Annotated in this window: 15 protein-coding genes; 8 read left to right on the forward strand and 7 right to left on the reverse strand. The window is 58.6% G+C overall.

The features are described from left to right. Positions 1–37 precede the first annotated feature (37 nt). Entirely contained in the window at positions 38–3,931 is a 3,894-nt protein-coding gene (locus tag AC3IUF_RS13715; protein ID WP_489281324.1) for a hypothetical protein, read from the reverse strand. Positions 3,932–4,109: 178 nt separating this feature from the next. Further along, positions 4,110–4,472, reverse strand: coding sequence for a response regulator (locus AC3IUF_RS13720; RefSeq protein ID WP_007914955.1), 363 nt, complete (start codon positions 4,470–4,472; stop codon positions 4,110–4,112). A gap of 263 nt (positions 4,473–4,735) precedes the next feature. On the opposite strand from AC3IUF_RS13720, the gene AC3IUF_RS13725 reads away from it, so the two are divergent. Genes AC3IUF_RS13725 through AC3IUF_RS13745 form a run of 5 tightly spaced genes read left to right on the forward strand, consistent with a single transcriptional unit; the run spans position 4,736 to position 11,280 of the window. Continuing rightward, positions 4,736–8,227: a response regulator gene (locus tag AC3IUF_RS13725; protein WP_007914954.1), complete on the forward strand. Its 3,492-nt coding sequence runs from the start codon at positions 4,736–4,738 to the stop codon at positions 8,225–8,227. Further along, positions 8,227–9,060: a CheR family methyltransferase gene (locus tag AC3IUF_RS13730; RefSeq protein ID WP_007914952.1), complete on the forward strand. Its 834-nt coding sequence runs from the start codon at positions 8,227–8,229 to the stop codon at positions 9,058–9,060. The genes AC3IUF_RS13725 and AC3IUF_RS13730 overlap by 1 nt, the downstream gene beginning before the upstream one ends. After that, positions 9,057–9,650 (forward strand): chemotaxis protein CheB, encoded by a 594-nt coding sequence (locus AC3IUF_RS13735; RefSeq protein ID WP_007914949.1) that lies wholly within the window; start codon positions 9,057–9,059, stop codon positions 9,648–9,650. Before AC3IUF_RS13730 ends, AC3IUF_RS13735 begins: the two co-directional genes overlap by 4 nt. Next, positions 9,644–10,858, forward strand: a complete 1,215-nt coding sequence (locus AC3IUF_RS13740) for a hybrid sensor histidine kinase/response regulator (protein WP_007914947.1) — start codon at positions 9,644–9,646, stop codon at positions 10,856–10,858. The genes AC3IUF_RS13735 and AC3IUF_RS13740 overlap by 7 nt, the downstream gene beginning before the upstream one ends. Positions 10,859–10,902: 44 nt before the next feature. Next, on the forward strand, positions 10,903–11,280 hold the full coding sequence (locus tag AC3IUF_RS13745) for a response regulator (RefSeq protein ID WP_489281327.1): 378 nt from the start codon (positions 10,903–10,905) through the stop codon (positions 11,278–11,280). Positions 11,281–11,382: 102 nt separating this feature from the next. Here the strand turns inward: AC3IUF_RS13745 and AC3IUF_RS13750 are convergent, their stop codons facing one another. The 3 genes from AC3IUF_RS13750 to AC3IUF_RS13760 form a co-directional block, all read right to left on the reverse strand. After that, positions 11,383–13,053, reverse strand: coding sequence for an ATP-binding protein (locus AC3IUF_RS13750; protein WP_414915141.1), 1,671 nt, complete (start codon positions 13,051–13,053; stop codon positions 11,383–11,385). Then, the gene (locus tag AC3IUF_RS13755; RefSeq protein ID WP_007914943.1) at positions 13,050–14,552 is read right to left on the reverse strand and encodes an ATPase domain-containing protein; all 1,503 of its coding nucleotides are present in this window, start codon (positions 14,550–14,552) and stop codon (positions 13,050–13,052) included. Before AC3IUF_RS13755 ends, AC3IUF_RS13750 begins: the two co-directional genes overlap by 4 nt. 132 nt (positions 14,553–14,684) lie before the next feature. Next, complete coding sequence (locus AC3IUF_RS13760) at positions 14,685–15,740, reverse strand: tetratricopeptide repeat protein (RefSeq protein WP_007914942.1); 1,056 nt, start codon at positions 15,738–15,740, stop codon at positions 14,685–14,687. Positions 15,741–15,911: 171 nt separating this feature from the next. Here AC3IUF_RS13760 and AC3IUF_RS13765 point away from each other — a divergent pair, with 171 nt between their 5' ends. The 3 genes from AC3IUF_RS13765 to AC3IUF_RS13775 are packed head-to-tail and all read left to right on the forward strand — an operon-like array spanning position 15,912 to position 19,186. Then, positions 15,912–18,047, forward strand: a complete 2,136-nt coding sequence (locus tag AC3IUF_RS13765) for an FUSC family protein (protein ID WP_489281330.1) — start codon at positions 15,912–15,914, stop codon at positions 18,045–18,047. Next, a complete protein-coding gene (locus AC3IUF_RS13770; protein WP_007914938.1) occupies positions 18,037–18,237 on the forward strand; it encodes a DUF1656 domain-containing protein in 201 nt (66 codons plus the stop codon). The genes AC3IUF_RS13765 and AC3IUF_RS13770 overlap by 11 nt, the downstream gene beginning before the upstream one ends. 4 nt (positions 18,238–18,241) lie before the next feature. Beyond that, positions 18,242–19,186 (forward strand): HlyD family secretion protein, encoded by a 945-nt coding sequence (locus AC3IUF_RS13775; RefSeq protein ID WP_007914936.1) that lies wholly within the window; start codon positions 18,242–18,244, stop codon positions 19,184–19,186. Positions 19,187–19,381: 195 nt separating this feature from the next. Here AC3IUF_RS13775 and AC3IUF_RS13780 read toward each other — a convergent pair whose 3' ends face one another. Then, complete coding sequence (locus AC3IUF_RS13780; RefSeq protein ID WP_007914935.1) at positions 19,382–20,803, reverse strand: efflux transporter outer membrane subunit; 1,422 nt, start codon at positions 20,801–20,803, stop codon at positions 19,382–19,384. Next, positions 20,800–23,979, reverse strand: coding sequence for an efflux RND transporter permease subunit (locus AC3IUF_RS13785; RefSeq protein WP_489281331.1), 3,180 nt, complete (start codon positions 23,977–23,979; stop codon positions 20,800–20,802). Before AC3IUF_RS13785 ends, AC3IUF_RS13780 begins: the two co-directional genes overlap by 4 nt. Between the last annotated feature and the right edge of the window lies 1 nt (position 23,980).

The raw sequence follows: 23,980 nt of genomic DNA on the forward strand, positions 1-23,980 counted from the left end.
ACCACAGCCATAAAGCTTGGATGCGCCCTGTTTCTCTTCACATCGGTTTGGCGAGATTAAGCAACAGCGGCCCCTGGATAAAAGCACCGGGAGCCGTGTTCTTCAAAGCGTTTTCCATGGCCGAGAGGTTGAGTTGAAACGCCGCGGGCGCGGTCACTTGCTGGTCCAGGAGCGAGACAGACAGTGCATAGGATTCCGCATTCAACAATGCGGGATGGTCTTGGACCACTTTTGGCAGCCCGTCCTTGATTCGCTTGAACTCGATGTATTCCTCACGCTTGGCAAAGCGGAAATGAGGATTGCTCAGATTATCCGGATGGGCCCTGTGCGCGTCCCTGGCAAATTCAAGCAGCCCGACGGCATCGAACTCGGCGGGAGTAACCCCGGCAAGCACTTCGCCGTAGTAAAGGTCGAGCGTTCCCGGAGCGCCGTGCGACATTTCATGGACGATGACATCGCCAATGCTGCCATCGTCATACCTGGACACTTGATAGAACTCATCCAGATTGTCCGGGTAGATCGCGAGAAACTGAACTGCGTTTTTATCGACTTTCACGCCAGCGTCCACGCCGGCTTTCCAGTGTTTGTAGGTATCGACACGCAGTGCCGCGAGGATGTCCGGCTCATGCGGGCGGAATACCATATTGGTGAGATCAACGGAGTCGAGATCCTTGCGCATGGCGCGCAAATTGTGGGTGATGTATTCAATTGCTTCGTTAGAGTCAGTGCCAAAGACATGCTTGAGCAGCGAGCGAACATGGTGATCGTCCTCGTGTATGTTGCTGAGCACGCCGATCGTGTTGTCGAGTTTGCTTTTCGCGTGGGGAATGGCTTTGGTCAGATATCCCTGCGTGTAACTGAAGGGCCTGGCGCGAGCGAACAATCGTTTCAACGGCGAGAAATTCCCCAGATTGAGGAACTTCAGGCGCGGCCCCCAGGCACCGCCGACTTTGAGGTTGAGTGCGTGCCAGCGCTTGTTGCGTTGCAGCACGGCAATATCGACGGCCTGGCTCACACCGTCCGCCCCGCGCCAGGTCGCCTGGCGCATATCGGTCAGCCGTTCGAACTTGATCAACTCAGGGGCATTTGCACCGCGCACGAGTTTGCGCAACTGGGCATTGGCGGTTCGCGCCGTACTCAGTGCGTTTTCGCCGACGAAGACGATGCCACGGCCCGCGAGCCGCAGACCTTTGCGTGCCAGTGTCGGCAAGCCATCCAGCGGATTGATCAACGACAGCGCTACACGAGCCACGGCCCTGGAGATTTTCAATACCTTGAGTGTGGTTGACCCGGTCTTGGCGGCGATACTTGCCGCGCTTGCCCCCAGACCAATCAACAAACCGATGACCGACAGGCCATCCAGCACACAGCCACCGATGCCCTCGGAAACCCGATCAGTACGCCCCGAACGGATATCTTCAATACATTGTTTGAACGGCACGATCACGTTGATCGCCAAGCGTTCAACGGTTTCTATGGTTGTGCGCCATTCCTCCAACTCCGTCTGCACATTCAGTGAGGCGTACAGCTCGGCACGGCTGGCCACAGGATGGTGGGTCAGGATGCATTCGGCGATGTCATCGACCTCGCGGGAAAAGAACAGGGAAACCGGTCGATTGTCCGTGGCGGCCAGATTCAGGTGCCAGAGCTTTTCCACCACTACGCGAGACGTCACGCCACCTCGGGGCTCGCTGCCCTCGCTGTAAGCCGCGAAATCGAGAGGCCATTCCACGGCTTTGTTCTTTGCCTGGAAGTCGTACCGGCTGCCGGTGAAGGAGAGTGTCGGGCGAGCATCGATGATCTGCGTGCTTTGCAATAACACCAGTAATTCGGGGCGTTCGCGACACAGACCGCGCAAGCTGAATAACTCATAAGTACGCAATGCATCGTCATTGTTACAGCACAGAATAAGGCCGTAGCGACCTTTCGCTTCGTCACGAGCGAATTGGGTTTCTTCCTGTGGATTGAGTGGATTGACTTCCTTTCTGACGGTGTAAAGCGTCATGTAGCCGTTGGTGAGCGCCTGTCTATCGCGCTCGGGCATGTTCGAAATCGCCATTTTCATGACCGAAGACATTCCCTCGCGCACGTCTTTGTAATAGCAATCGAAGGCTTGATCGAACAGTACGCCAGGCAATTCGAGTTCGGACAATCGGGCAAATGCGTCAGCGGATGGCTTGAAATCGCTTTGTTGCTGAAATCGGTCTGTCAACTTGCCATTTTCGATCAGGTCGCCGGACAGGTAGAGATCCACTATCGAGAAGCGCAGGCGCAGCAGTTTGTTTATCGCGTATTCGCTGTTGCCGGTTGTGCTAAGCAGCGCATCATAGAACTCGCTGAGAATGCCGGCCGGGTGCGCCGCCTTGAGTCCCTCAAGCCAGCTGCGGTCTTTGAAGCTGCTCAGGTATTTGATGGAGAACCCTTTCTTTTCGAGGTAACTGCCTTCGGGCATCACCTTCTTTAATGCCTCAAGGGCGATTGTTCTGCGCTCGGGGGGCGTTCGCGACAGACCCGTCTCCGATTGGCTGAGGGCCTCCATGTAGCGCTCGAAGTGCGCGGTAGCCTTGACCAGCGTGGGCTTGTCGTAATCTTTTTGGGCTCGGTAGTCGATCAAGCCATTGAGTACTGCCCAATTGATCGTCGGGGTGAATCCAGCTACCTGGTGCAGTTCGATTTGTTCGGGGGACAGCGGAGCCAGTTCTGCAAACGCCTTGATTTGGCTATATGTCATCATTCGGGAGGACCCCGGCGAGGCGTGTTCGATCAACGCCACCGCTTGAGCGATGACGACCCAGCCAGGTTTTTCCAGGGTCAGATCAGGCGGTATATCGGCGATCAGAAATTCAGCGGCGGAGCCGGCCAGTAACAGGTGTGCCGCCAGCAGGGCGTAGTCTGGTTCAATCAAGCCTTCGCTAACGAGATGCTGCTCGAGGCTTTCACGCATTTGTGCAGCATGGCGGGTTGCATTGGCCGGTTGATACAGGTCGTAACCGGCGAGGATGGGCGAGTTGGTCCGCGCCTCCAGATCGATGACCAGCGCGGCCTGCAGGATTTCGCGAAGCTGATTGGCGCGCACGTGCTGATCGTCCGTTTCCAGATGCCAGTCGAGGCACTCATGGAGCTTTCGGCCCAGGTCACTGGCAAAGTTCTGCTTCAAACAGTCGGTAATAATGTCGTCCACGTGCTTGCGTTTAGTGGCGATGGGAATCTGCTTGAAATCGGCGAGGGACAGTTTTTTCAGAAGAGTGCTCTTGCCTTCAGTCGCTTCCTGAATGACTTGTGTGATGATTTCGCGTTTGGCGCGCGATAAATGAAACGGTGAATCCGCTTCACTGTTCAGTAACTCGTGGTAATCGCCGGAGTCGGGAGGGGCGGGAAGTTCAAAAATCAAATAGGCGATCAATTGTTTGATGTCGCCAATGGTCTGCGGCAGATTCAAACCTTCAAAGGCAAGCCATTGCTCAATGCCAATGTCGTAACCGGAATAAACATAGCCACCGGTTATTTCCGCAAACTCGGCCAGCATCAGCGTCTCTGCGCTTCCGCCGATGGGTAGCTCATGTTTGGCGTGTTCAAATATTCCAAAGATACTGCCTTCGCCGTCGACACCGATTCTAGCGTTCGCCGGAAAACCATGAATTTCGCAAAGATGCGAGAACTGCTCGGTTTCAATCATTTTCTGCAAGGCATGACGTGCTGGCTCATAGGCTTCATCGAACGTGCTGCCGGCAACGTAGGGGAAAAACAGGTTCTGCAGGCTAAGCCTGGTTGTCTCGGGTAAAGACGCGCTCGCGCTGTACTGCTCAAATGTCAAAGTGGGATGCGAACGTAGAAGGGCAGCATTCAGCGCTTGGGTGATGTTGGCTCTTTCCTGTTTGTCGAAAAGAGAACGATCGACGTATGAAGTTTTATTGATTACTGCGGGGCGCATGTCTTCTATCCTGAGTCGGGTAAGCTTCAAGTGTCTTTGTTAGCGGCGCTGATTTGTCAGGCGCCACAGATCAAAGAGTTGACTCAGGATAGAACTGCGGTGATCAGTAATTACAGGTTTAGTGCGTTGCGAATTATGCGTGGATATAACAAGTTGCTTCGGCTGCTATTTCCTGTTGTTAATTGTTCAATATGGCTTTTACCTTGTCACGCAACTGATCAATTGAAAACGGTTTGCCGATTACATGCATGCCTGCGGGTACATCAATGGATTCGGCATAACCGCTGGCAAACATAATCGGCAGGGCGGGGCGCAGTTTGCGTGCTTCGGTCGCCAGTTCGCGGCCATCCATGCCCGGCAGGCCGACGTCGGTCATCATCAGATCAATGTGCAGACTTGAGTCTTCAAGCTTTTCCAGTGCCTGTTCGCTGCCGTCTGCTTCGAGCACCGTGAACTCCAGCTCCTCCAGCACATCGACGATCAGCATGCGCACGATGTCGTCGTCTTCTACGACAAGGATGGTGGAGGCGGGGGTAGACATAATAAGGCTCTCGAAAGTCAGTTCAGGGTCGCCGGTCGATCAAAAGTGCCGGGCTTCTTCATCAGTAAGTGGCGCAGTGCCACAAGTTCCCCGCCCGACGCAAAAAAAGCATAGCCGCAGATGGGGGCGCAAGGATAACTGTTCAGGGGCATGAACATGCTGGTGAGCGTAGGAATTTGCTGCGAAAGGTGTGAGAAAAATGGATCCATGCCGCCGTTTTGGGGCAAACTGCCTGTTTTTCAACAGTTCGACAAGGCTGCCCCATGTCCTCTCCGTCTACGGTTGATGAGCAACGGTTTCGTAAACTCCTGAGTCGCAACATCAGTCTGCCCTTGGGCGTCGGTGTGCTCAGTGCCGTGTTCTTCGTGTCGCTGATTACTTATCTGCTGTCGGTGATCCAGTGGGTGGAGCACACCGACCGGGTGATCAATAACGCCAACGAAGCGGTGAAGCTCACCGTGGACCTGGAAACCGGCATGCGCGGTTTCTTGCTTAGCGGCGACGAGCATTTCCTTGACCCTTACGAAACTGCCAAACCGCGTATCGCGGTGGCGCTCAGTACTTTGCTCGATCTGACCGCCGATAACCCGGTGCAGACCGATCGCTTGCGTCGTTTGCAGGCCTTGCAGATCGAGTGGGCCAATTACGCACAATCGATGATCGATCTGCAGCGCTCCAGCGGCGATTACCGGGGCGCGGTCAAGGCTGGACGTGGCAAACGCCTGACGGACGAAATCCGCAAGCAATTTGAAGACGTCATCGAAACCGAACAGGTTCTGCGCACGACGCGCAATGAAGACGTGCGCCGCACCACGATCTGGAGCATCAGCCTCTACCTGATTTTCATCGCTGGTATCAGCGGCTTGCTGGCCTATATCGGCCGTCGTGATCTGGTCAATCTGTCGACCAACTACAGCGCCAACCTTGCCGCACAGCAAGCCAGTGCCGAACGTCTGGAGCAGCAGGCGTGGTTGCGCAATGGTCAGACCGAGCTGGCCGAGCAGGTGCTGGGGCAACTGACGCTGAACTTGCTGGGGCGCAATATTCTGCAGTTCTGCGCGCAATACCTGGGCACCGCCGTGGCCGCGCTGTACGTGCGTGAAGAACATGGCGGCCTCAAGCGGGTGGCCACTTACGGCTTCTCTCGCGAGCAGGAAGAACAAGATCAGTCGATTTACAGCGGCGAAGGCATTGTCGGCCAGGTGGCGCAACAGGCGCGGCTGATCCGTCTGGATTCGGTGCCGTCGGACTACTTCAAAGTCAGTTCTGGGCTGGGCGAGGGCTTGCCGCACAGTGTGCTGGTAGTGCCGACCAGCGATGACGACCGGGTCAATGGCGTGATCGAACTGGGTTTCCTGCGGCCGCTCACGGATCGCGATATCGAATTGCTGGAACTGATTGCCGGCAATATCGGCACCTCCATCGAAGCTGCGCGCTACCGTCAGCGCTTGCAGGAAGTGCTGGCCGAAACCCAGCAGCTCAACGAAGAGTTGCAGGTGCAGCAGGAAGAGCTGAAAACCGCCAACGAAGAACTGGAAGAGCAATCGCGGATTCTCAAGGAATCCCAGGCGCATCTGGAAACCCAGCAGGTCGAACTGGAGCAGACCAACGAGCAACTCGCCGAGCAGGCGCAGACCCTGGCCGAACAGCGCGACGCCATGGACCTGAAGAACACCGAACTCAACCAGGCCCAGGTACAACTCGAAGAACGCGCCGAAGAGTTGCAGCGTTCGAGCAAGTACAAGTCCGAATTCCTCGCCAACATGTCCCACGAACTGCGCACACCGCTCAACAGTTCGCTGATTCTGGCCAAGCTGCTGGCGGAGAACCCGCAAGACAACCTCAGCGCCGAACAGGTCAAGTTTGCCGAATCGATCTACTCTGCCGGCAACGATCTGCTCAACCTGATCAACGATATTCTGGACATCTCCAAGGTCGAGGCGGGCAAGCTCGAAGTGATTCCGGAGAACACCAGCGTGGCGCGTCTGGCCGATGGTCTGCGCAGCGTGTTCGAGCCTCTGGCGGCAGACAAGCAGCTGACCTTCAGTGTCGATTTGCAACCTGGCGCGCCGGGCATGCTCTACACCGACCGTCAGCGTCTGGAGCAGGTGATCAAGAACCTGCTGTCCAACGCCGTGAAGTTCACCGAGAAGGGCGCAGTCAGCCTGACCATTGCCGGCCAGCCGGATGATCGCGTCGCGTTCATCGTGCGCGATTCGGGTATTGGCATTGCTGCCGATCAGCAGGAAAGCATTTTCGAAGCCTTCCGCCAGGCCGACGGCACCACTAACCGCAAGTACGGCGGCACCGGTCTGGGGCTGTCGATTTCGCGGGATCTGGCGACCTTGCTCGGCGGTTCGATCAGCGTCAGCAGTACACCGGGGCAGGGCAGTGTGTTCACGCTGGTGTTGCCGCAGCAGTTCGACGAGACCAATGAAGTGCCGTTCGCTCCGTTGACCTTTACCCCGCCAGCGGCGGTGGCCAGCGTGCCACTGGCGCCGGTTGTTTCGCCGTTGACGCCGGTGCACATTCCGCGCTTCGCCGATGACCGTAACAAAGCGCCATTCGCCACGCGCTGCATCCTGGTGGTGGAAGACGAGCCGAACTTTGCGCATATCCTCTACGATCTGGCGCATGAGCTTGGCTATCAGTGCCTGGTGGCTCATGGCGCGGACGAGGGCTACGACCTGGCCAAAGAATTCGTCCCGGATGCCATCCTGCTCGACATGCGTCTGCCGGATCACTCCGGCCTCACCGTGCTGCAGCGTCTGAAGGAACACGCCGGAACCCGGCACATCCCGGTGCATGTGATTTCCGTCGAGGACCGCGTCGAAGCGGCGATGCACATGGGCGCGATCGGTTACGCGGTCAAACCGACCACCCGCGAAGAGCTCAAGGACGTGTTTGCCCGTCTTGAGGCCAAGCTGACCCAGAAGGTCAAACGCGTGCTGTTGGTCGAGGACGACGACTTGCAGCGCGAGAGCATTGCCCGACTGATCGGCGACGAAGACATCGAAATCACCGCCGTCGGCCTCGCGCAGGACGCGCTGGAGCTGCTGCGCACGACGATCTACGACTGCATGGTCATCGACCTGAAATTGCCGGACATGCTCGGCAATGACCTGCTCAAGCGCATGTCCACCGAGGACATCTGCTCGTTCCCACCGGTCATCGTCTATACCGGACGCAACCTGACTCGCGATGAAGAGGCCGAACTGCGCAAGTACTCGCGCTCGATCATCATCAAGGGCGCACGCTCGCCAGAGCGTTTGCTGGATGAGGTCACACTCTTTCTGCACAAAGTCGAATCGCAGTTGTCCCATGAACGGCAGAAGATGCTCAAGACCGCGCGTAGCCGCGACAAGGTCTTCGAGGGTCGCAAGGTGCTGCTGGTGGACGACGATGTGCGCAACATTTTCGCCCTCACCAGTGCCCTGGAGACCAAAGGCGCAGTCGTGGTGATCGGCCGTAACGGTCGTGAGGCGATTGAAAGACTCAATGAAGTCGAGGATATCGATCTGGTGTTGATGGACGTGATGATGCCGGAAATGGATGGTTTCGAAGCCACCATTGAAATCCGCAAGGATCCGCGCTGGCGCAAGCTGCCGATCATCGCGGTGACGGCCAAGGCCATGAAAGACGATCAGGAGCGCTGCCTGCAGGCGGGCGCCAATGATTACCTGGCCAAGCCTATCGACCTGGATCGCTTGTTCTCGCTGATTCGCGTGTGGTTACCGAAGATGGAACGCATTTAGTGGAACGTAGTACGCCAGCTGAACGAAACAGTGAAATCGAACTGCGCTTGTTGATTGAGGCGATTTACCTCAAGTACAGCTACGATTTTCGCGATTACTCCGGCGCTTCAATCAAGCGCCGGGTGCAGCACGCGCTGAGCCAGTTCGAATGCGCGACCATTTCGGCGCTGCAGGAAAAAGTCCTGCACGATCCGACGGCGTTCATGCAGTTGCTGCAATTGCTGACGATTCCGGTCAGCGAGATGTTCCGCGATCCGTCGCACTTCCTAGCCATTCGCAGGGAAGTGGTGCCGTTGCTGCGCACCTATCCGTCGATCAAGATCTGGATTGCCGGGTGCAGCACGGGCGAGGAGGTCTATTCGATGGCGATTTTGTTGCGCGAAGAAGGCCTGCTCGATCGCACGATCATCTATGCCACCGATATCAACCCGCGCTCGCTGGACAAGGCCAAGCAGGGGATTTTCTCCATGGAGAATGTTCGTGCGTATACGGCCAACTATCAGCAGGCCGGTGGTCAGCGTTCGTTTGCCGACTACTACACGGCAGCGTACGGTTATGCGATTTTCGACAAGAGCCTGTGCGAGAACGTGACCTTCGCCGACCATAGTCTGGCGACGGACAGTGTGTTCTCCGAAACCCAATTGATTTCCTGTCGCAACGTACTGATTTACTTCAACAAGAAACTTCAGGACCGTGCCTTCGGTCTGTTTCATGAATCGCTGTGCCACCGCGGATTTCTGGTGCTGGGCAGCAAGGAAACGCTGGATTTCTCCGGTTACGCGAACCAGTTCGAACCGCTGGTCAAACAAGAACGGATCTACCGCAAAACATGAACGAGGCCGTGGATTTACCTCGCGTCGAGGCGATTGTGGTCGGGGCTTCCGCCGGCGGCGTCGAGGCGCTGCTGAGCCTGCTCGGACCGCTGCGCCGAGGCTATAGGTTGCCGATCGTTGTGGTCCTGCATCTGCCCGAAGAACGCCGTAGTCAATTGGCCGAAGTCTTCGCCCGCCGCGTGGACATGCCGGTGCACGAGGCTGCTGACAAGCAGGATATCGTTGCCGGCAATGTGTATTTCGCCACGCCGGGTTATCACCTGTCGGTGGAGCAGGATCGCAGCCTCTCGCTGAGCCTTGAGGAGCGCGTGCATTATTCCCGGCCATCGATCGACTATCTGTTTGAATCGGCGGCTGACGCCTACGGAGAGTCGCTGGCCGCCGTACTGCTCACCGGCGCCAATCACGATGGCGCGCGCGGGCTGGCGCAAGTCAAACGCCGCGGTGGCCTGACCATCGTTCAAGACCCCGAAGACGCGCAAGTCGCCACCATGCCCTTGGCTGCACTGAAGATTCAGCAGCCGGACCATGTCCTACCCATTCACGGCATCGGCCGTCTGCTTGTCGAGCTGGAACGAATCGCATGCTGAGTAATATCCAAGCCAAACTGCTGATCGTCGACGATCTGCCGGAGAACCTGCTGGCGCTCGAAGCGCTGATCAAGCGTGAAGACCGTACTGTCTACAAAGCCTTGTCGGCGGATGAAGCGCTGTCGCTGCTGCTGCAACACGAGTTCGCCATGGCCATCCTCGATGTGCAAATGCCGGGCATGAACGGCTTCGAACTCGCCGAGTTGATGCGCGGCACCGAGAAAACCAAGAACATACCGATCATTTTTGTCAGCGCTGCCGGCCGTGAACTCAATTACGCGTTCAAGGGCTACGAGAGCGGGGCAGTGGACTTTCTGCACAAGCCGCTGGATATCCACGCGGTGAAGAGCAAGGTCAACGTCTTCGTCGATCTGTACCGTCAGAGCAAGGCGATGAAGCAACAGCTCGAAGCGCTGGAGCAGGCCCGTCGCGAGCAGGAAGCACTGTTGCAACAACTGCAAAGCACCCAGCTGGAACTGGAGCAGGCGGTGCGCATGCGCGATGACTTCATGTCCATCGTCGCCCATGAAGTGCGCACGCCGCTTAATGGCCTGATCCTTGAAACCCAGCTGCGCAAGATGCACCTGGCCCGCGACAACGCTGCGGCGTTCACCCTCGACAAGATGCACGCCATGGTCGACCGCGATGAACGCCAGATCAAAAGCCTGATTCGCCTGATCGAAGACATGCTCGACGTGTCACGCATTCGCACCGGCAAATTGTCGATCCGACCGAGCCGTTTCGATCTGGTGCAACTGGTGAGCAACCTGCTGCAAAACTTCGCGGCACAGATCGAAGCTGCTGAAACCGAAGTGTCGTTCACCGCGCCTGTACCGGTGGAAGGCCATTGGGACGAGTTCCGCATCGAGCAGGTGGTGACCAATCTGCTGACCAACGCCCTGCGTTACGGTGGCCGCAGCCCGATTCAGGTGCGGGTTTACCGTGAAGGTGATGAGGCGCGGGTCGAGGTGCAGGACCGTGGCATCGGCATCAGCCAAGAGAATCAGAAACGTATTTTCCAACAGTTCGAACGGGTTTCCGCCAAGACGGTAGTGGCCGGGCTCGGGCTGGGTCTGTTCATTTCCGAGCAGATCGTCGCCGCCCATGGCGGCTCCATCGTCGTCGAGAGTGAAATCAACGAAGGCGCCCTGTTTCGCGTTTGTCTGCCAATTCAGGAAAACGGCACATCCGACGCAACCTCTGATTGACCGTACGGTCGTATCAGCAGCTATTGACTGAACAAAGGCTTCCCATGAGCGTAGATGCACAAGATGTAGTACTCGTCGTCGAGGACGAACCGGTTATCTTGATGGTCCTGACGGATTACTTGTCAGGGCAGGGGTATCGCGTGTTGCAGGCGGAAAACGGCGAGCAGGCGTTCGAGATTCTTGCACGCAAGCCACATCTGGACATGTTGATCACCGATTTCCGTTTGCCGGGCGGGATCTCCGGCGTGCAGATCGCTGAACCGGCCGTCAAATTGCGTCCGGACCTGAAGGTGATTTTCATCAGCGGCTATCCGCAGGAAATCCGCGAAACCGGCAGCCCGATCACACGCAAGGCGCCGATCCTGGAAAAACCATTCGACCTGTATGTGTTGCAGGAAAAGATTCAGGAATTGCTCGCGTAAAGCCCTGTAGGAGCTGCCGAAGGCTGCGATCTTTTGATGTTGATGATCAAGAACAAGATCAAAAGATCGCAGCCTTCGGCAGCTCCTACAGTTTCAGCGGTTTCAGCTTTTGATCATCTCCCGCACTTTGGCGGTCAACAGGTCGAAAGTGAACGGTTTGGTGATCATCTGCATCCCCGAATCGAGGAACCCGCCACGCACTGCGGCGTGCTCGGCGTAGCCGGTGATAAACAGAACCTTCAGCCCCGGACGATATTGGCGGCCGACTTCTGCCAGTTGCCGGCCGTTCATGCCCGGCAGGCCGACATCGCTGATCAGCAGATCGATACGCTGCGTCGAATTCAGAATCGGCACGGCGCTGTCAGCATCCCAGGCTTCGACAAAGGCATAGCCCAACTCACCGAGCACCGCGCAGACCAGCACGCGCACTGCCGGGTCGTCCTCGACGATCAGCACGGTTTCGCCGTCCAGCGCATCCGGGGCTTGTTGAATAGCCGAGTCTGGACTGGACAGTTCTTCACCGCGAAAGCGCGGCAGATAAAGTTTTACCGTGGTGCCTTCATCGATCTCGCTGTGAATCGAGACATGGCCACGGGACTGCTTGCTGAACCCGTAGATCATCGACAGGCCCAGCCCGGTGCCCTGACCAATCGGTTTGGTGGTGAAAAAAGGATCGAACGCACGGTTGATGACACTTTGCGGCATGCCGCTGCCGTTGTCGGTGACACTGAGCATCACGTAATCACCGGGTTCGAGATTGCTGTAGGCCTCGGTGAATTCGCGCTTGAGTACCTGATTACTGGTCTCGACCACCAGTTTGCCGCCGTCGGGCATGGCGTCGCGGGCATTAATGACCAGGTTGAGCAGGGCACTTTCCAGTTGATTGGGGTCGGCCTCTGCGACCCACAACTTGTCGTTGAGGCGCATGTCCAGTTGAATGCTTTCGTTGAGGCTGCGTTGCAGCAGTTCACCCATGGACAGCACCAGGGTGTTCATCTGCACAGCTTTTGAATCGAGTGATTGCCGACGCGAAAATGCCAGCAGGCGGTGGGTCAGACTGGCGGCACGGTTGGCCGACGTCACGCCCAGATCGATCAGGCTGTCGAGGTCGTCCAGACGTCCACGGGCCAGGCGCCGACGTAACAACTCCAGGCTGCCGATGATGCCGGTCAGCATGTTGTTGAAGTCGTGGGCGATACCGCCAGTGAGTTGGCCGACCGCTTCCATTTTCTGCGATTGGCGCAGGGCTTCTTCATTGTGCCGCAGTTGTGCGGTGCGCTCTTCGACCTGTTGTTCAAGGGTTTCCAGGGTCGATTGCAGACGTCGTTCGCTTTCACTGAGGTCAACCAGCCGGTCGCGGGCCTCGTACTGTCGTCGTCGGCCGCGCAATGCGGCGGACACCATACTGACCAGTGTCGCGGGATGGAACGGTCGCTCAAGGAACGTCACGTTGCCCAACAGATCGCTCAACCGCGAGGAGGGGCCTTGTTCCTGGCCGCCGTGATGGGTCAACAGCACAATGGGCAGATCCGACCAAGCCGGCTGCTGCTCCAGGTGCAGGAACAGCGCTTCCAGTTCCGGTCCGCGCAAGGCTTCGGCGGCGACCAGCACCAGACCGGCACCCTGTTCAAGCTCCGTGCACAGCGAATCCAGACCTGGCGTGACGAGTCCGCTGTAGCCGGCCTCGTTGAGGATCATCAGCGCAATCTGGCTGTCGCGACCCACCGGCGCCAGAATCAGCGCCCGTTCGGCCAGCGGCACCTGAACCGTCACAAGTGTTCTTCCTGCAACAGCGGATTACTCGCGCCGAGGTAGGTGGGGACGCCTCGCAGCACGCCTTGAAAGGCTTCCAGCGGTTCACCGATGGTCATGCCTTGCGTGGAAATGCGGTATTCACGAATGGTCGATTCGTGGCTGCCAGTGCGTTTCTTGATGATCGAGATCGCGCGGCGGACTTTGCCCAGTGCTTCGAAGTAGCGCAACAGAATCACCGTGTCAGCCAGATAAGTAATGTCGACCGGCGCTTGCATGTCGCCGACCAGACCATGCTGGGCGACCGTCATGAACGTCGCCGCGCCTTTGCGGTTCAGGTACAGCAACAACTCGTGCATGTGCAGCACCAGCGCGTTTTCTTCCGGCATTGCCGCCTGATAGCCGTTGATGCTGTCGATGACCACGGTTTTGATTTGACCTTCATCGACGCAGCGTCGCACGCGATGGGAGAACTCACCTGGCGACAGTTCAGCGGCGTCGACTTGTTCGATCAACAGATTGCCGGTGGCCTGCAAGGCTTTCAGGTCGATGCCGATGTTTTTCATCCGCTCAAACAGCAGGCCGAGTTCTTCATCGAAGATAAACAGCGCGGCTTTTTCCCCGCGTAGTACGGCAGCGGCAGCGAAGATCATCGAGATCAGCGATTTACCGGTACCGGCAGGGCCGAGAATCAGCGTACTGGAGCCGGTCTCGATGCCGCCGCCGAGGAGCGCGTCCATTTCCGGGATGCCGCTCGAGAGTTGCAATCGCGCGTACTCGCCGCGATGTTCGGCCGCCACCAGTCGTGGGAATACATGCACGCCGTCGCCCATGATGGTGAAGTCATGGAAACCACCGCGATACTTCTGGCCGCGGTACTTGACCACCCGCACGCGTCGGCGCTCGGCGCCGTAGTTAGGTGTCAGCTCTTCGAGGCGAATGACCCCGTGAGCAACGCTGTGCACAGTCTTGTCGAGCGACTCGGTGGTCAGGTCGTCAAGCAGCAATACGGTGGCGTTGTAGCGCACGAAGTAATGCTTGATCGCCAGAATCTGTCGGCGATAACGCAACGAACTCTGCGCCAGCAAACGGATCTCCGACAGGCTGTCGAGCACCACGCGCGTGGGCTTGAAGCGTTCGACTGCTTCGAAAATCTGCTTGGTGGCTTCGCCCAGTTCCAGGTCGGAGGAATACAACAGACTCTGCTGATGCTCGGCATTGAGCAGGCTTTCCGGGGGCGTCAGCTCGAAGATCTTGATGTTGTCATCCAGCGTCCAGCCGTGGGACGACGCCCCCTGCCTTAGTTCGCGCTCGGTTTCCGAGAGCGTGATGTACAACGAGCGTTCGCCGGCTTTCGCGCCGGCCAGGAGAAAATGCAAAGCGACCGTGGTTTTGCCGGTACCGGGTTCACCCTCCAGCAAGAAAACATGACCGCGAGACAAACCACCGGCCAGGATGTCGTCCAGACCCACAATGCCGGTAGCGGCTTTCGCACTGATCAACTCGTTAGAAGTAGACAAAAAATGCCCTCTCATGACTAAGGGAAGCGAGGCCGCCAACAGAATCGCGCGGCCTGATTAACTTGACCCCTTGGCGTGATGGCAGTTCCGAAATTCCTTGCCAGATGTGTCGAAAGAGCTGTCGAAAGTGGGTCAGAGGCCTTGCTGCAAGGCCGGGTCATCCGGGTTGAGTTGTTCCAGTTGCGCCAACAGAATCTGCACATTCTGCAGTTGACCGCTTTCTTTCCAGTAGTTGATCAACAAGACCCGCGCCTTGCGGTCAGCGGGGTGGCGCTGGACGATTTCCTGCAATTGCTTTTGTGCCGCTTCCAGTTCTTCGGCGCTGTGCAGGGTGGTGGCGAGGTCGTAGCGGTAATCCTTGTTGTCTGGCTCAAGTTCGACGGCTTTGGACAAGCCGAGCAGGGCGTATTCGCGCTGATCGTGGTGTAACAGCCAAAGACCCAGAGCATGTTGCAGGTAAGCAGAATCGGGTTGCGCTTTGAGTTGTTGCCCCAGCAATTGCCGGGCGGCGTCGGTCTGGCCCTGGCGGTCGAGGACATCGATCTGCATCACCAGCGCCTGCAGATTGCCGGGCTCCAGGCGCAGGGTGTTATCGAGCGCGACCTGCGCCTCCTTGAGTTCGGCGTTGTGTAGATGCAGCCGAGCGATTTGCGCGTAGTTGGCGGCGCTTTCCGGTTGCGCCTTGAGCGTTTGTTCCCAGCCGTCGATTGCTTGTTGCAGCGGTGCGAAGTACAGACCCAGTTCATCCGGGGTCAAGCCGAGCAGAGCGTTGATGGCGGCAAAGCGCACGGTTTGATCTTCATCATCGAGCATTGGCCCGAGCAACAGGCTGCGTTGCCCGCCTGGCACCAGCCCCACCACGCTTTTGATCGCCGCCAGCCGCACGGCTGGGGATTCGTTTTGCAGGTCGGTGTCGGCCAGCTTCAACGCCTGTGGACTCGGATAGTTAGGCAGCTCGCCATGCAGCCACACGCGGCGCTTGACCGAGATGTCCGGACGGCCCAGCTGTTGATATAGCTGACGCGCCGCGCCCGGTTGACCCTTGCGGGCGGCATCCAGCGCTTCGCTATAGCCGTGTTTGATCGCATCGGGTATGACCGGCACGGTGCTGCGCACGGACAACCACGCGACAATGACGACAAGCACAAGGCCCAGGCTGATAAGCAGGTAGCGGCGCGACTGAGGCATGCAGGTTTCCGAAACAGGCGTTCTTGAGCAGAACGGCAAGCTTCGGTCAGCGCGGGCCACGAGTCAAACCCTGTGCATGCGAATCGCCCTACAAGCTGCGTCGACTCAGTTACCCGTCAGGCTTTCGATGCAGTGTCTACGCTTGCAGAAGTCGCTTCGATGAGTGTGCCCATGCAAGCCCTGTTCAATTATTTCAAGGCCGTGATCCATCCCGGTCAGGCCGTCCTGCTGTTTGCCCTGCGAACTATTGCGGCGGGGTTGCTGACGCTGTATCTGGCGTTCCTGTTCGATCTCGACCAGCCCAAGTGGTCGATCATGGCGGTAGTCATCGTCAGCCAGCCGTTGGCCGGGATGGCACTGGCGCGCAGTTTCGGTCAGGTGATCGGTACGACCCTCGGGGCGGCGGTGGCGGTGTTGATCATGGCGATCTTTCCCCAGGCACCGCTGCCATTCATTACCACTCTGGCCCTATGGCTGGCGCTGTGCACGGCGGGCGGTACGTTGCTGCGCTACACCAGCTCTCAAGCATTTGTGCTCAGTGGTTACACTGCCGTGGTGGTGGCGTTACTGGCGATTCCGGATCAGGAAGGTACGTTTTTACTGGCGGTTACCCGCGTGACCGAAACCTTGCTGGCCGTGGCGTGCGTGTGTGTCGTCAGCCTGCTGACAGCGCGCCCGCAAGCGGTGGCCAAGGGTTATTTCGCCAAAGTCGATCAAGTGATCAAACTGGCCGCCAGCCACGCAGCGGCGGTGCTTCGCACGGAAGAAAGCGAGGCCGATTTCCAGCGCCGGCAAATGCAACTGCTGGGGGAGATCAGCGCACTTGAAGGCTTGCGGCGACACTTGTATTTCGATGCACCACGATTGCGCAGCGCCAACCATCTGGTGCTGCTGTTGGGCAATCAACTGATGCTGTTGACCTCGCGATTAACCGCGCTGCGCCATCAACGCGAACTGCTCACCGAACGTTGGGAGGGGGAGCTGCCGCTGGATATCCAGCGACTGCGTGCGGACGAACTGGCGCTCCTCGATCAGTTGGCGGAGCAGGGGCGATCATTGCCCGAGCCCACACGTCACCGGTTTATCACGCTGCAGCATCAGTTCGAGGCGCTCGCTTATCAGGCCGAACAACTGACTGAAGACATGAGTGCCACGCTACGTTCGCTGGCCTGGGCGCTGCGCTGGGAACAGGCGCGGCTGTTGCAGCAACTGGAGCAAATCCTCGAATTGAGCGATGCCATCCAGGAAGGGCGCGAGGCCAGTTGCCTCTATCGCGGTCAGGTCAGCCCGTTGCATCTGGACTTCACCCTGGCGTCGATGAACGCGATTCGCGCTTTCACTGCGTTGCTGGTGGCCGGGTTGATCTGGATCGAAACCGCGTGGGACGGTGCGCGGGGCGGGATGATTCTGGTGGGAATCCTCTGTTCGCTGATGGCTACTTTCCCGCGTCCACTGATGGCCGCGCAAAGTTACGCCCGAGGCTTGGGGCTCGCGCTGGTGGTCTCGGCGTTCTATCAATTCATGCTGGTGCCGGCGGTCAGTGATTTCGAGCTGTTGGCATTACTGCTGGCCCCGCTGCTGTATGTGATCGCAATTGGTCTTGCCAGCCCGGCGACGGCGGGCATCGGCATGGGACTGGGGTTGTCGAGTTTCCTGATGATCGGCCCGCAGAATGTCGGTACCGGGCAGAACACGGCGATTCAATGGTTCGAGTTCGCCGGCGCCTACATCAGTGCGGCCATGCTTGCCCTGATTGTCTACGCGTGGATTTTCCCGTTTCGCCCGGCGTGGCGCCTTCGTCGCTTGTACAACGAAGCGCGCGAGCAGGTGTATGCGCTAACCAAAACCCCCGCGACCGATGAACAACAGTTCGCTTTCGAAAGCCGCATGGTCGATCGTCTGACCAGCATGCTCGGCCTGCTGCCGGCGGTGAACAGCCGCGCGATGCAGCAACTTTACGAAATCAGCCTGGCGTGTGTTGCGCTGGGTGTGGCGATGCATCAACTGCGTCAGCAGGCACACAACAATGCGCTGCTGACAGACACCTTCAATCAGCGTCTTGCTTCGGCCGTGCGCAAAACCGGGCGTTTTGTCGCCGGGCGTCAGGATGTGCAATTGGCACCACTGCTGACCACGCTGCACACACTGGGCGACGAACTGGATGAATTGCACGTCGCCAGTCATGAGCATGTGTGGTCGTTGTTTCGCATGCGCGTGGCCCTGTTGATCGTCGTGTCATTCCTGCAGCGCCACGGTGACGCCATCCAGCAATCTGTCCCGGAAGGAGAAGCAGCCCTTGCCCATTGATTTCGAGATTGGCGGTGTCTACCTGCCGCCCATTGCCCAGGCGCTATTGTTGGCCATACCGATATTCATGCTGCTCGACTGGGGATTGCGGCGTCTGGGTGTGCTGCGCCTGGTCTGGCATGAAGCGCTGTTCGAAGGCGCCCTATATGCCTGCGTCTGTGCCACGCTGATTTTGCTGATGGGAGCCTGATGCCTTGAAAGTGTTATTCACGCGATTGATCACGTTGGCGGTGGTGTTGCTGGCGATCGTGCTCGGCTGGTTCGCCTGGGAGCATTACACCCGCGCACCGTGGACTCGCGATGCCCGGGTGAGGGCGGATGTGGTGACGCTGTCGGCGGATGTCTCGGGGCGCATTGTCAGGCTGGCGGTGCAGGACAACCAGCATGTCGACAAGGGGCAACTGTTGATGGAGATCGACCCGGCGCGTTACAGGTTGGCGGTGGAGCATTCGCGACGTTCAGTGGAAGTGGCCAAGGCGACGCTGGGCCAGTCGCAAGCGGCGATCGTTGCCAGTGAAGCCTTGCTCAAACAGCGGCAAAGCGAAGAGCGTAGGCGGCGTACGCTCAAGCAGGGTTTTGCGATTTCCGGGGAAGAGTGGGAGAAATCCAGTACCGATGTAGCGGTGGCCCAGGCCGATCTTTTACGTAATCAGGCCAATCTCGGCCTGGCCGAAGCCAATGTGCAGTTGGCGATTGCCGCGATGACTCAGGCCGAACTGGACTTGCAGCGCACCCGCGTCGAGTCACCGGTCAGTGGCTATGTCACTAACCTGCTGACTCGCGAAGGTGACTACGCAGTGAGTGGCGGCGCGTTGTTGGCGCTGGTCGACAGTGATTCGTTCTACATCAGCGGTTATTTCGAAGAAACCAAACTACCGCGAATCGGTGAGGGCGATCGGGTGCGGGTGCAATTGATGAGTGGGGAGACCTTCGGCGGTACGGTGCAGAGCATTGCCTTCGCCATTGCCGACCGGGAGAACGCGCCGGGCAGTCGGCTGCTGGCGAACATCAACCCGAGTTACACCTGGGTGAAACTGGCGCAGCGGGTGCCGGTACGGATCGAAATCGATGGCGACTACGCCGGCAAAAACCGTTTGCGTGCGGGCACCACAGCGACCGTCACCGTGCTGGAAAACTGATCCCTGTAGGTGCTGCCGCAGGCTGCGATCTTTTGATCTGCTCCTTTAAAGCAAAGTCGAAAGATCGCAGTCTGCGGCAGCTCTTACAGAAGAGGATGTGATTTTCGAGGCATAAAAAAGCCCCGCGACCGAATGATACGCGGGGCAAAAAATTTGGTTGGTTGCGGCCAACCAAAGGAGCTCTTTAACAATCGATTACTTGCTGGCAACAGTCTCCGGTTGCCAGCCGCCGCCAAGGGCCTTGTAGATCGCGACAATGCCGCGATACAGGTCAACTTCGGCCTGGGCCTGACTGTCTTCGGCGTTCAACCGTTCACGTTGAGCGTCGAGCAGCACGAGGAAGTCAGTCGTGCCTTCGCGATAGCGAATTTCAGCCAGGTCGGCAGCCTTGCGGCTCGATTCGCTCTGACGGATCAGCGAGATCAGGCGTTGCTGGCGTTTGCCGTAATCGCTGAAAGCGTTTTCCGACTCTTCCAGGGCCAGCAGCACTTGTTGCTCGTAAGTCGCCAGTGCGCCTTCGGCTTCAGCATCGGCGCCACGCAAACGGGCGCGTACGCTGCCAAGGTCGAACGCCGCCCACGTGATGCTCGGGCCGAGTGCCCAGGCGTTGGCCGCCGAGGAACCGATCTGCGAACCACGCCCGGCCGTCCAGCCGAGGAAGCCGCTAAGGCTGACCCGAGGGAACAGATCGGCTTTCGCCACGCCGATACGCGCCGTGGCCGAAGCCAGATTGCGTTCAGCGCTGAGAATGTCCGGCCGACGCTGCAGCAGTTCGCCCGGATCTCCGATCGGCAAGGCCTTGGCAATCGCCGGCAAGTCTTTCGGGCTCAGATCGACGGTCAGCTTGTCCGGACGCTCACCGAGCAGGGTGGCGATGCGGTTTTTCTGCCGAACCTGTTCCGCCTGCAACTGCGGCACGGTGGCTTCAACGTTGGCCAGACGCGCATCGGCGCGCTCGACATCGAGCTGATCACCGACACCGGCGTCTCGCAGGCTGATGGTGATCTTGCGCGACTCCACCTGATTGTTCAGGTTGGCCACGGCGATCTTTTCGCGCAGCTGGGCACCGCGCAGTTGACCGTAAGCATCGACCAGTTCGGCAATCATGGTGACTTGCAGTTGATACAGATCGGCTTCGGCCGCTTGCTGGTCGGCGTTGCTGGCTTCCAGATTGCGCTGGATGCGGCCAAACAGGTCCAGCTCCCAGGCCATGTCCAGACCGAGGTCATAGCGTTCGCTATTGACCCGGTCGGTGGTCTGGCCAGGGATTTGCCCCTTGGCCAGATCACTGCTGGCGCGGCTGGTGATGGTCGGCATCGCATCGTTGCTGGCGTCGTCGCGGATCGCCCGGGCGGCTTTCCAGCGGGCGAACGCCACGCGCAGTTCACGGTTGCCTTGCAGCGATTGGGTCACCAACTGGTTGAGGGTCGGATCGTCGAATTGCTGCCACCAGATGCCTTCGAATTTCGAGCGGTCGAAGTTCTTTTGCCCGGCGGCGCCGTCGGTGACGGCCGTGATGTTGGCCGCCTCCGTGGCTGGGGTCTTGTAGTCGGGGCCGACGGCGCAGGCACTGAGGGCCAGCACCAGCAGACTCGGCAGGAAGACTTTCAGACTCATTGTTGCGCCTCCAGTTTCAGAGCTTTGGCCGCTTTGCGGGCTTCACCGCGTTCGACAAAGTTACGGATCAGTACGTAGAACACAGGTGTCAGCAACAGACCGAAGAAGGTCACCCCGAGCATCCCGGAGAACACTGCCACACCCATGGCGTGACGCATCTCGGCACCGGCACCGCTGGAGAACACCAGCGGCACCACACCCATGATGAACGCGAAGGAAGTCATCAGGATCGGCCGCAGACGCAGACGGCAGGCTTCCAGTACCGCAGCGAGCGGGTCGAGGCCTTCTTCCTGTTTGTCCTTGGCGAACTCGACGATCAGAATCGCGTTCTTACAGGCAAGTCCGACCAGTACGATCAAGCCGATCTGGGTAAAGATGTTGTTGTCACCGCCCGAGATGATCACGCCGGTGATGGCCGACAGCAGGGTCATCGGTACGATCAGGATTACCGCCAATGGCAGGCTCCAGCTTTCGTATTGAGCGGCGAGCACCAGGAACGCCAGCAGTACGCAGAGCGGGAACACGAACAACGCGGTGTTGCCGGACAGAATCTGCTGGTAGGTCAGGTCGGTCCACTCGTAGGTCATGCCGTTCGGCAGTTCATCTTTCAGCAGTTTCTCGATGGCTTTCTCGGCTTGGCCGGAGCTGTAACCGGGAGCTGCCGCACCGTTGATTTCTGCGGTGATGAAGCCGTTGTAGTGCATCACGCGATCCGGGCCCGAGGTGTCGCTGACCTTGATGAAGGTCGCCAGCGGGATCATTTCGCCTTTGTTGTTGCGCACTTTCAGCTGACCGATCTGATCGGATTCGAGGCGGAACTGTTGTTCGGCCTGAACGTTGACCTGATAGGTGCGCCCAAAACGGTTGAAGTCGTTGGCATACAGCGAGCCCAGGTAGATCTGCAGGGTGTCGAAGATGTCGCTGACGGCCACGCCGTGGGTCTTGGCTTTTTCACGGTCGATGGCGGCATCGACCTGTGGCACGTTCACCGTGTAGCTAGTGAACAGGCCCGCCAGTTCCGGGACGCTGTGGCTCTTGTTAATGATGTTCATGGTTTCTTTGTACAGCTCGTCGTAGCCCAGGTTGCCCCGGTCTTCGATTTGCAGACGGAAACCACCAATGGTGCCCAGACCTTGTACCGGCGGTGGCGGGAAGATCGCCATGTACGCCTCTTGAATGTTCGCATATTGGCCGTTCAAGGCACCGGCAATTGCACCGGCGGACATGCTCGGGTCTTTACGCTCGTCGAACGGTTTCAGCGTCACGAAGACGATGCCGGCGTTCGGGCTGTTGGTGAAACCGTTGATCGACAGACCCGGGAACGCAACGGCGCTTTCCACGCCTGGCTGTTTCAGCGCCAGATCAGACATGCGCTTGATCACGTCTTCGGTGCGATCCAGGCTCGAAGCATCCGGCAGTTGTGCGAAGGCCACCAGGTATTGCTTGTCCTGGCCGGGTACGAAACCGGTCGGCGTGCTGGAGAAACCGAAGAAGGTCAGGACCATCAGACCGGCGTAGAGCAGAAGGGCGATGCCGCTGCTGCGGATAACCCGGCCCACCGTACCGACGTAGCCATGGCTGGCGCGGTCGAAGAAGCGGTTGAACGGACGGAACAGCCAACCACCGAAGATCTTGTCGAGCACTTTGGAGAAGCGGTCTTTCGGTGCGTTGTGGCTTTTCAGCAACACAGCGGCCAGTGCTGGCGAGAGGGTCAGCGAGTTGAACGCCGAGATCACGGTCGAGATGGCGATGGTCAGTGCAAACTGTTTGTAGAACTGCCCGGTGAGACCGGAGATGAACGCTGCCGGAATGAACACCGCACACAGCACCAGCGCCGTGGCAACGATCGGGCCGGTCACTTCACGCATGGCGCGCTTGGTGGCTTCGACCGGATTCAATCCGAGCTCGATATTGCGCTCGACGTTCTCCACCACCACGATGGCGTCGTCCACCACGATACCGATGGCCAGTACCAGGCCGAATAGCGAGAGCGCATTGAGCGAGAAGCCGAACAGGTGCATCACCGCAAACGTACCGATCAACGATACCGGCACCGCCACCAACGGAATGATCGAGGCGCGCCAGGTTTGCAGGAACAGGATGACCACCAGTACCACGAGAATCAGTGCTTCGAAGAGGGTGTGAACCACCGCCTCGATCGAGCCGCGCACAAAGATCGTCGGGTCATAGACGATGCTGTAGTCCATGCCTTGCGGGAAGCCTTTCTTCAACTCGTCCATTTTCGCCCGAACGTCGTTCGAGATGTCGATGGCATTGGAGCCTGGACGCTGGAAGATCGGGATGGCTACCGCCGGCTGATTGTCCAGCAACGAGCGCAGGGCGTATTGACTGGAACCGAGTTCAACGCGAGCGATGTCTTTGAGACGAGTGATTTCACCGTCGTCGCCTGCACGAATGATGATGTTCTCGAACTCTTCCTCGGAGACCAGACGGCCCTGAGTATTGACCGACAGCTGGAAGCTCTGGGCATTCGGGGCAGGGGGCGCACCCAATTGACCGGCCGCGACCTGGCGGTTTTGCTCACGAATCGCGGTGACCACATCCGTTGCGGTCAGATTGCGCGAAGCGGTCTTGTTCGGATCGAGCCAGACCCGCAGCGAGTAATCGCCCATACCAAACAACTGCACATCACCAACACCGTTCAGACGAGCGAGCTCATCCTTGATGTTGAGGATCGCGTAGTTGGACAGGTAGAGCATGTCGTAGCGCTTGTCCGGGGAGGTCAAGTGCACAACCATGGTCAGGTCGGGCGAGGCCTTGTCGACGGTGATACCGATGCGTGTCACTTCCTCGGGAAGCTTCGGTTCGGTACGGGTCACCCGGTTTTGCACCTGCACCTGCGCATTGTCCAGGTCAGTGCCCAGGGCGAAGGTGATGGTCAGGGTGATCTTGCCGTCGGCGGTCGACTGCGAGGACATGTACAGCATGTTCTCGACGCCGGTGATGGCCTGCTCCAGCGGAGCGGCCACGGTTTCACCGATGACTTTAGGGTTGGCGCCCGGGAAGTTGGCACGTACCACCACGGTCGGTGGCACGACTTCCGGGTATTCGCTGATCGGTAGCTGGAACAGCGAGATCGCACCGGCGATCAGGATCAACAGCGACAGCACCGCTGCGAAGATCGGCCGTGAAATGAAGAATTGGGAAAAATTCATC

This window comes from Pseudomonas sp. KH_040 (assembly GCF_057839305.1).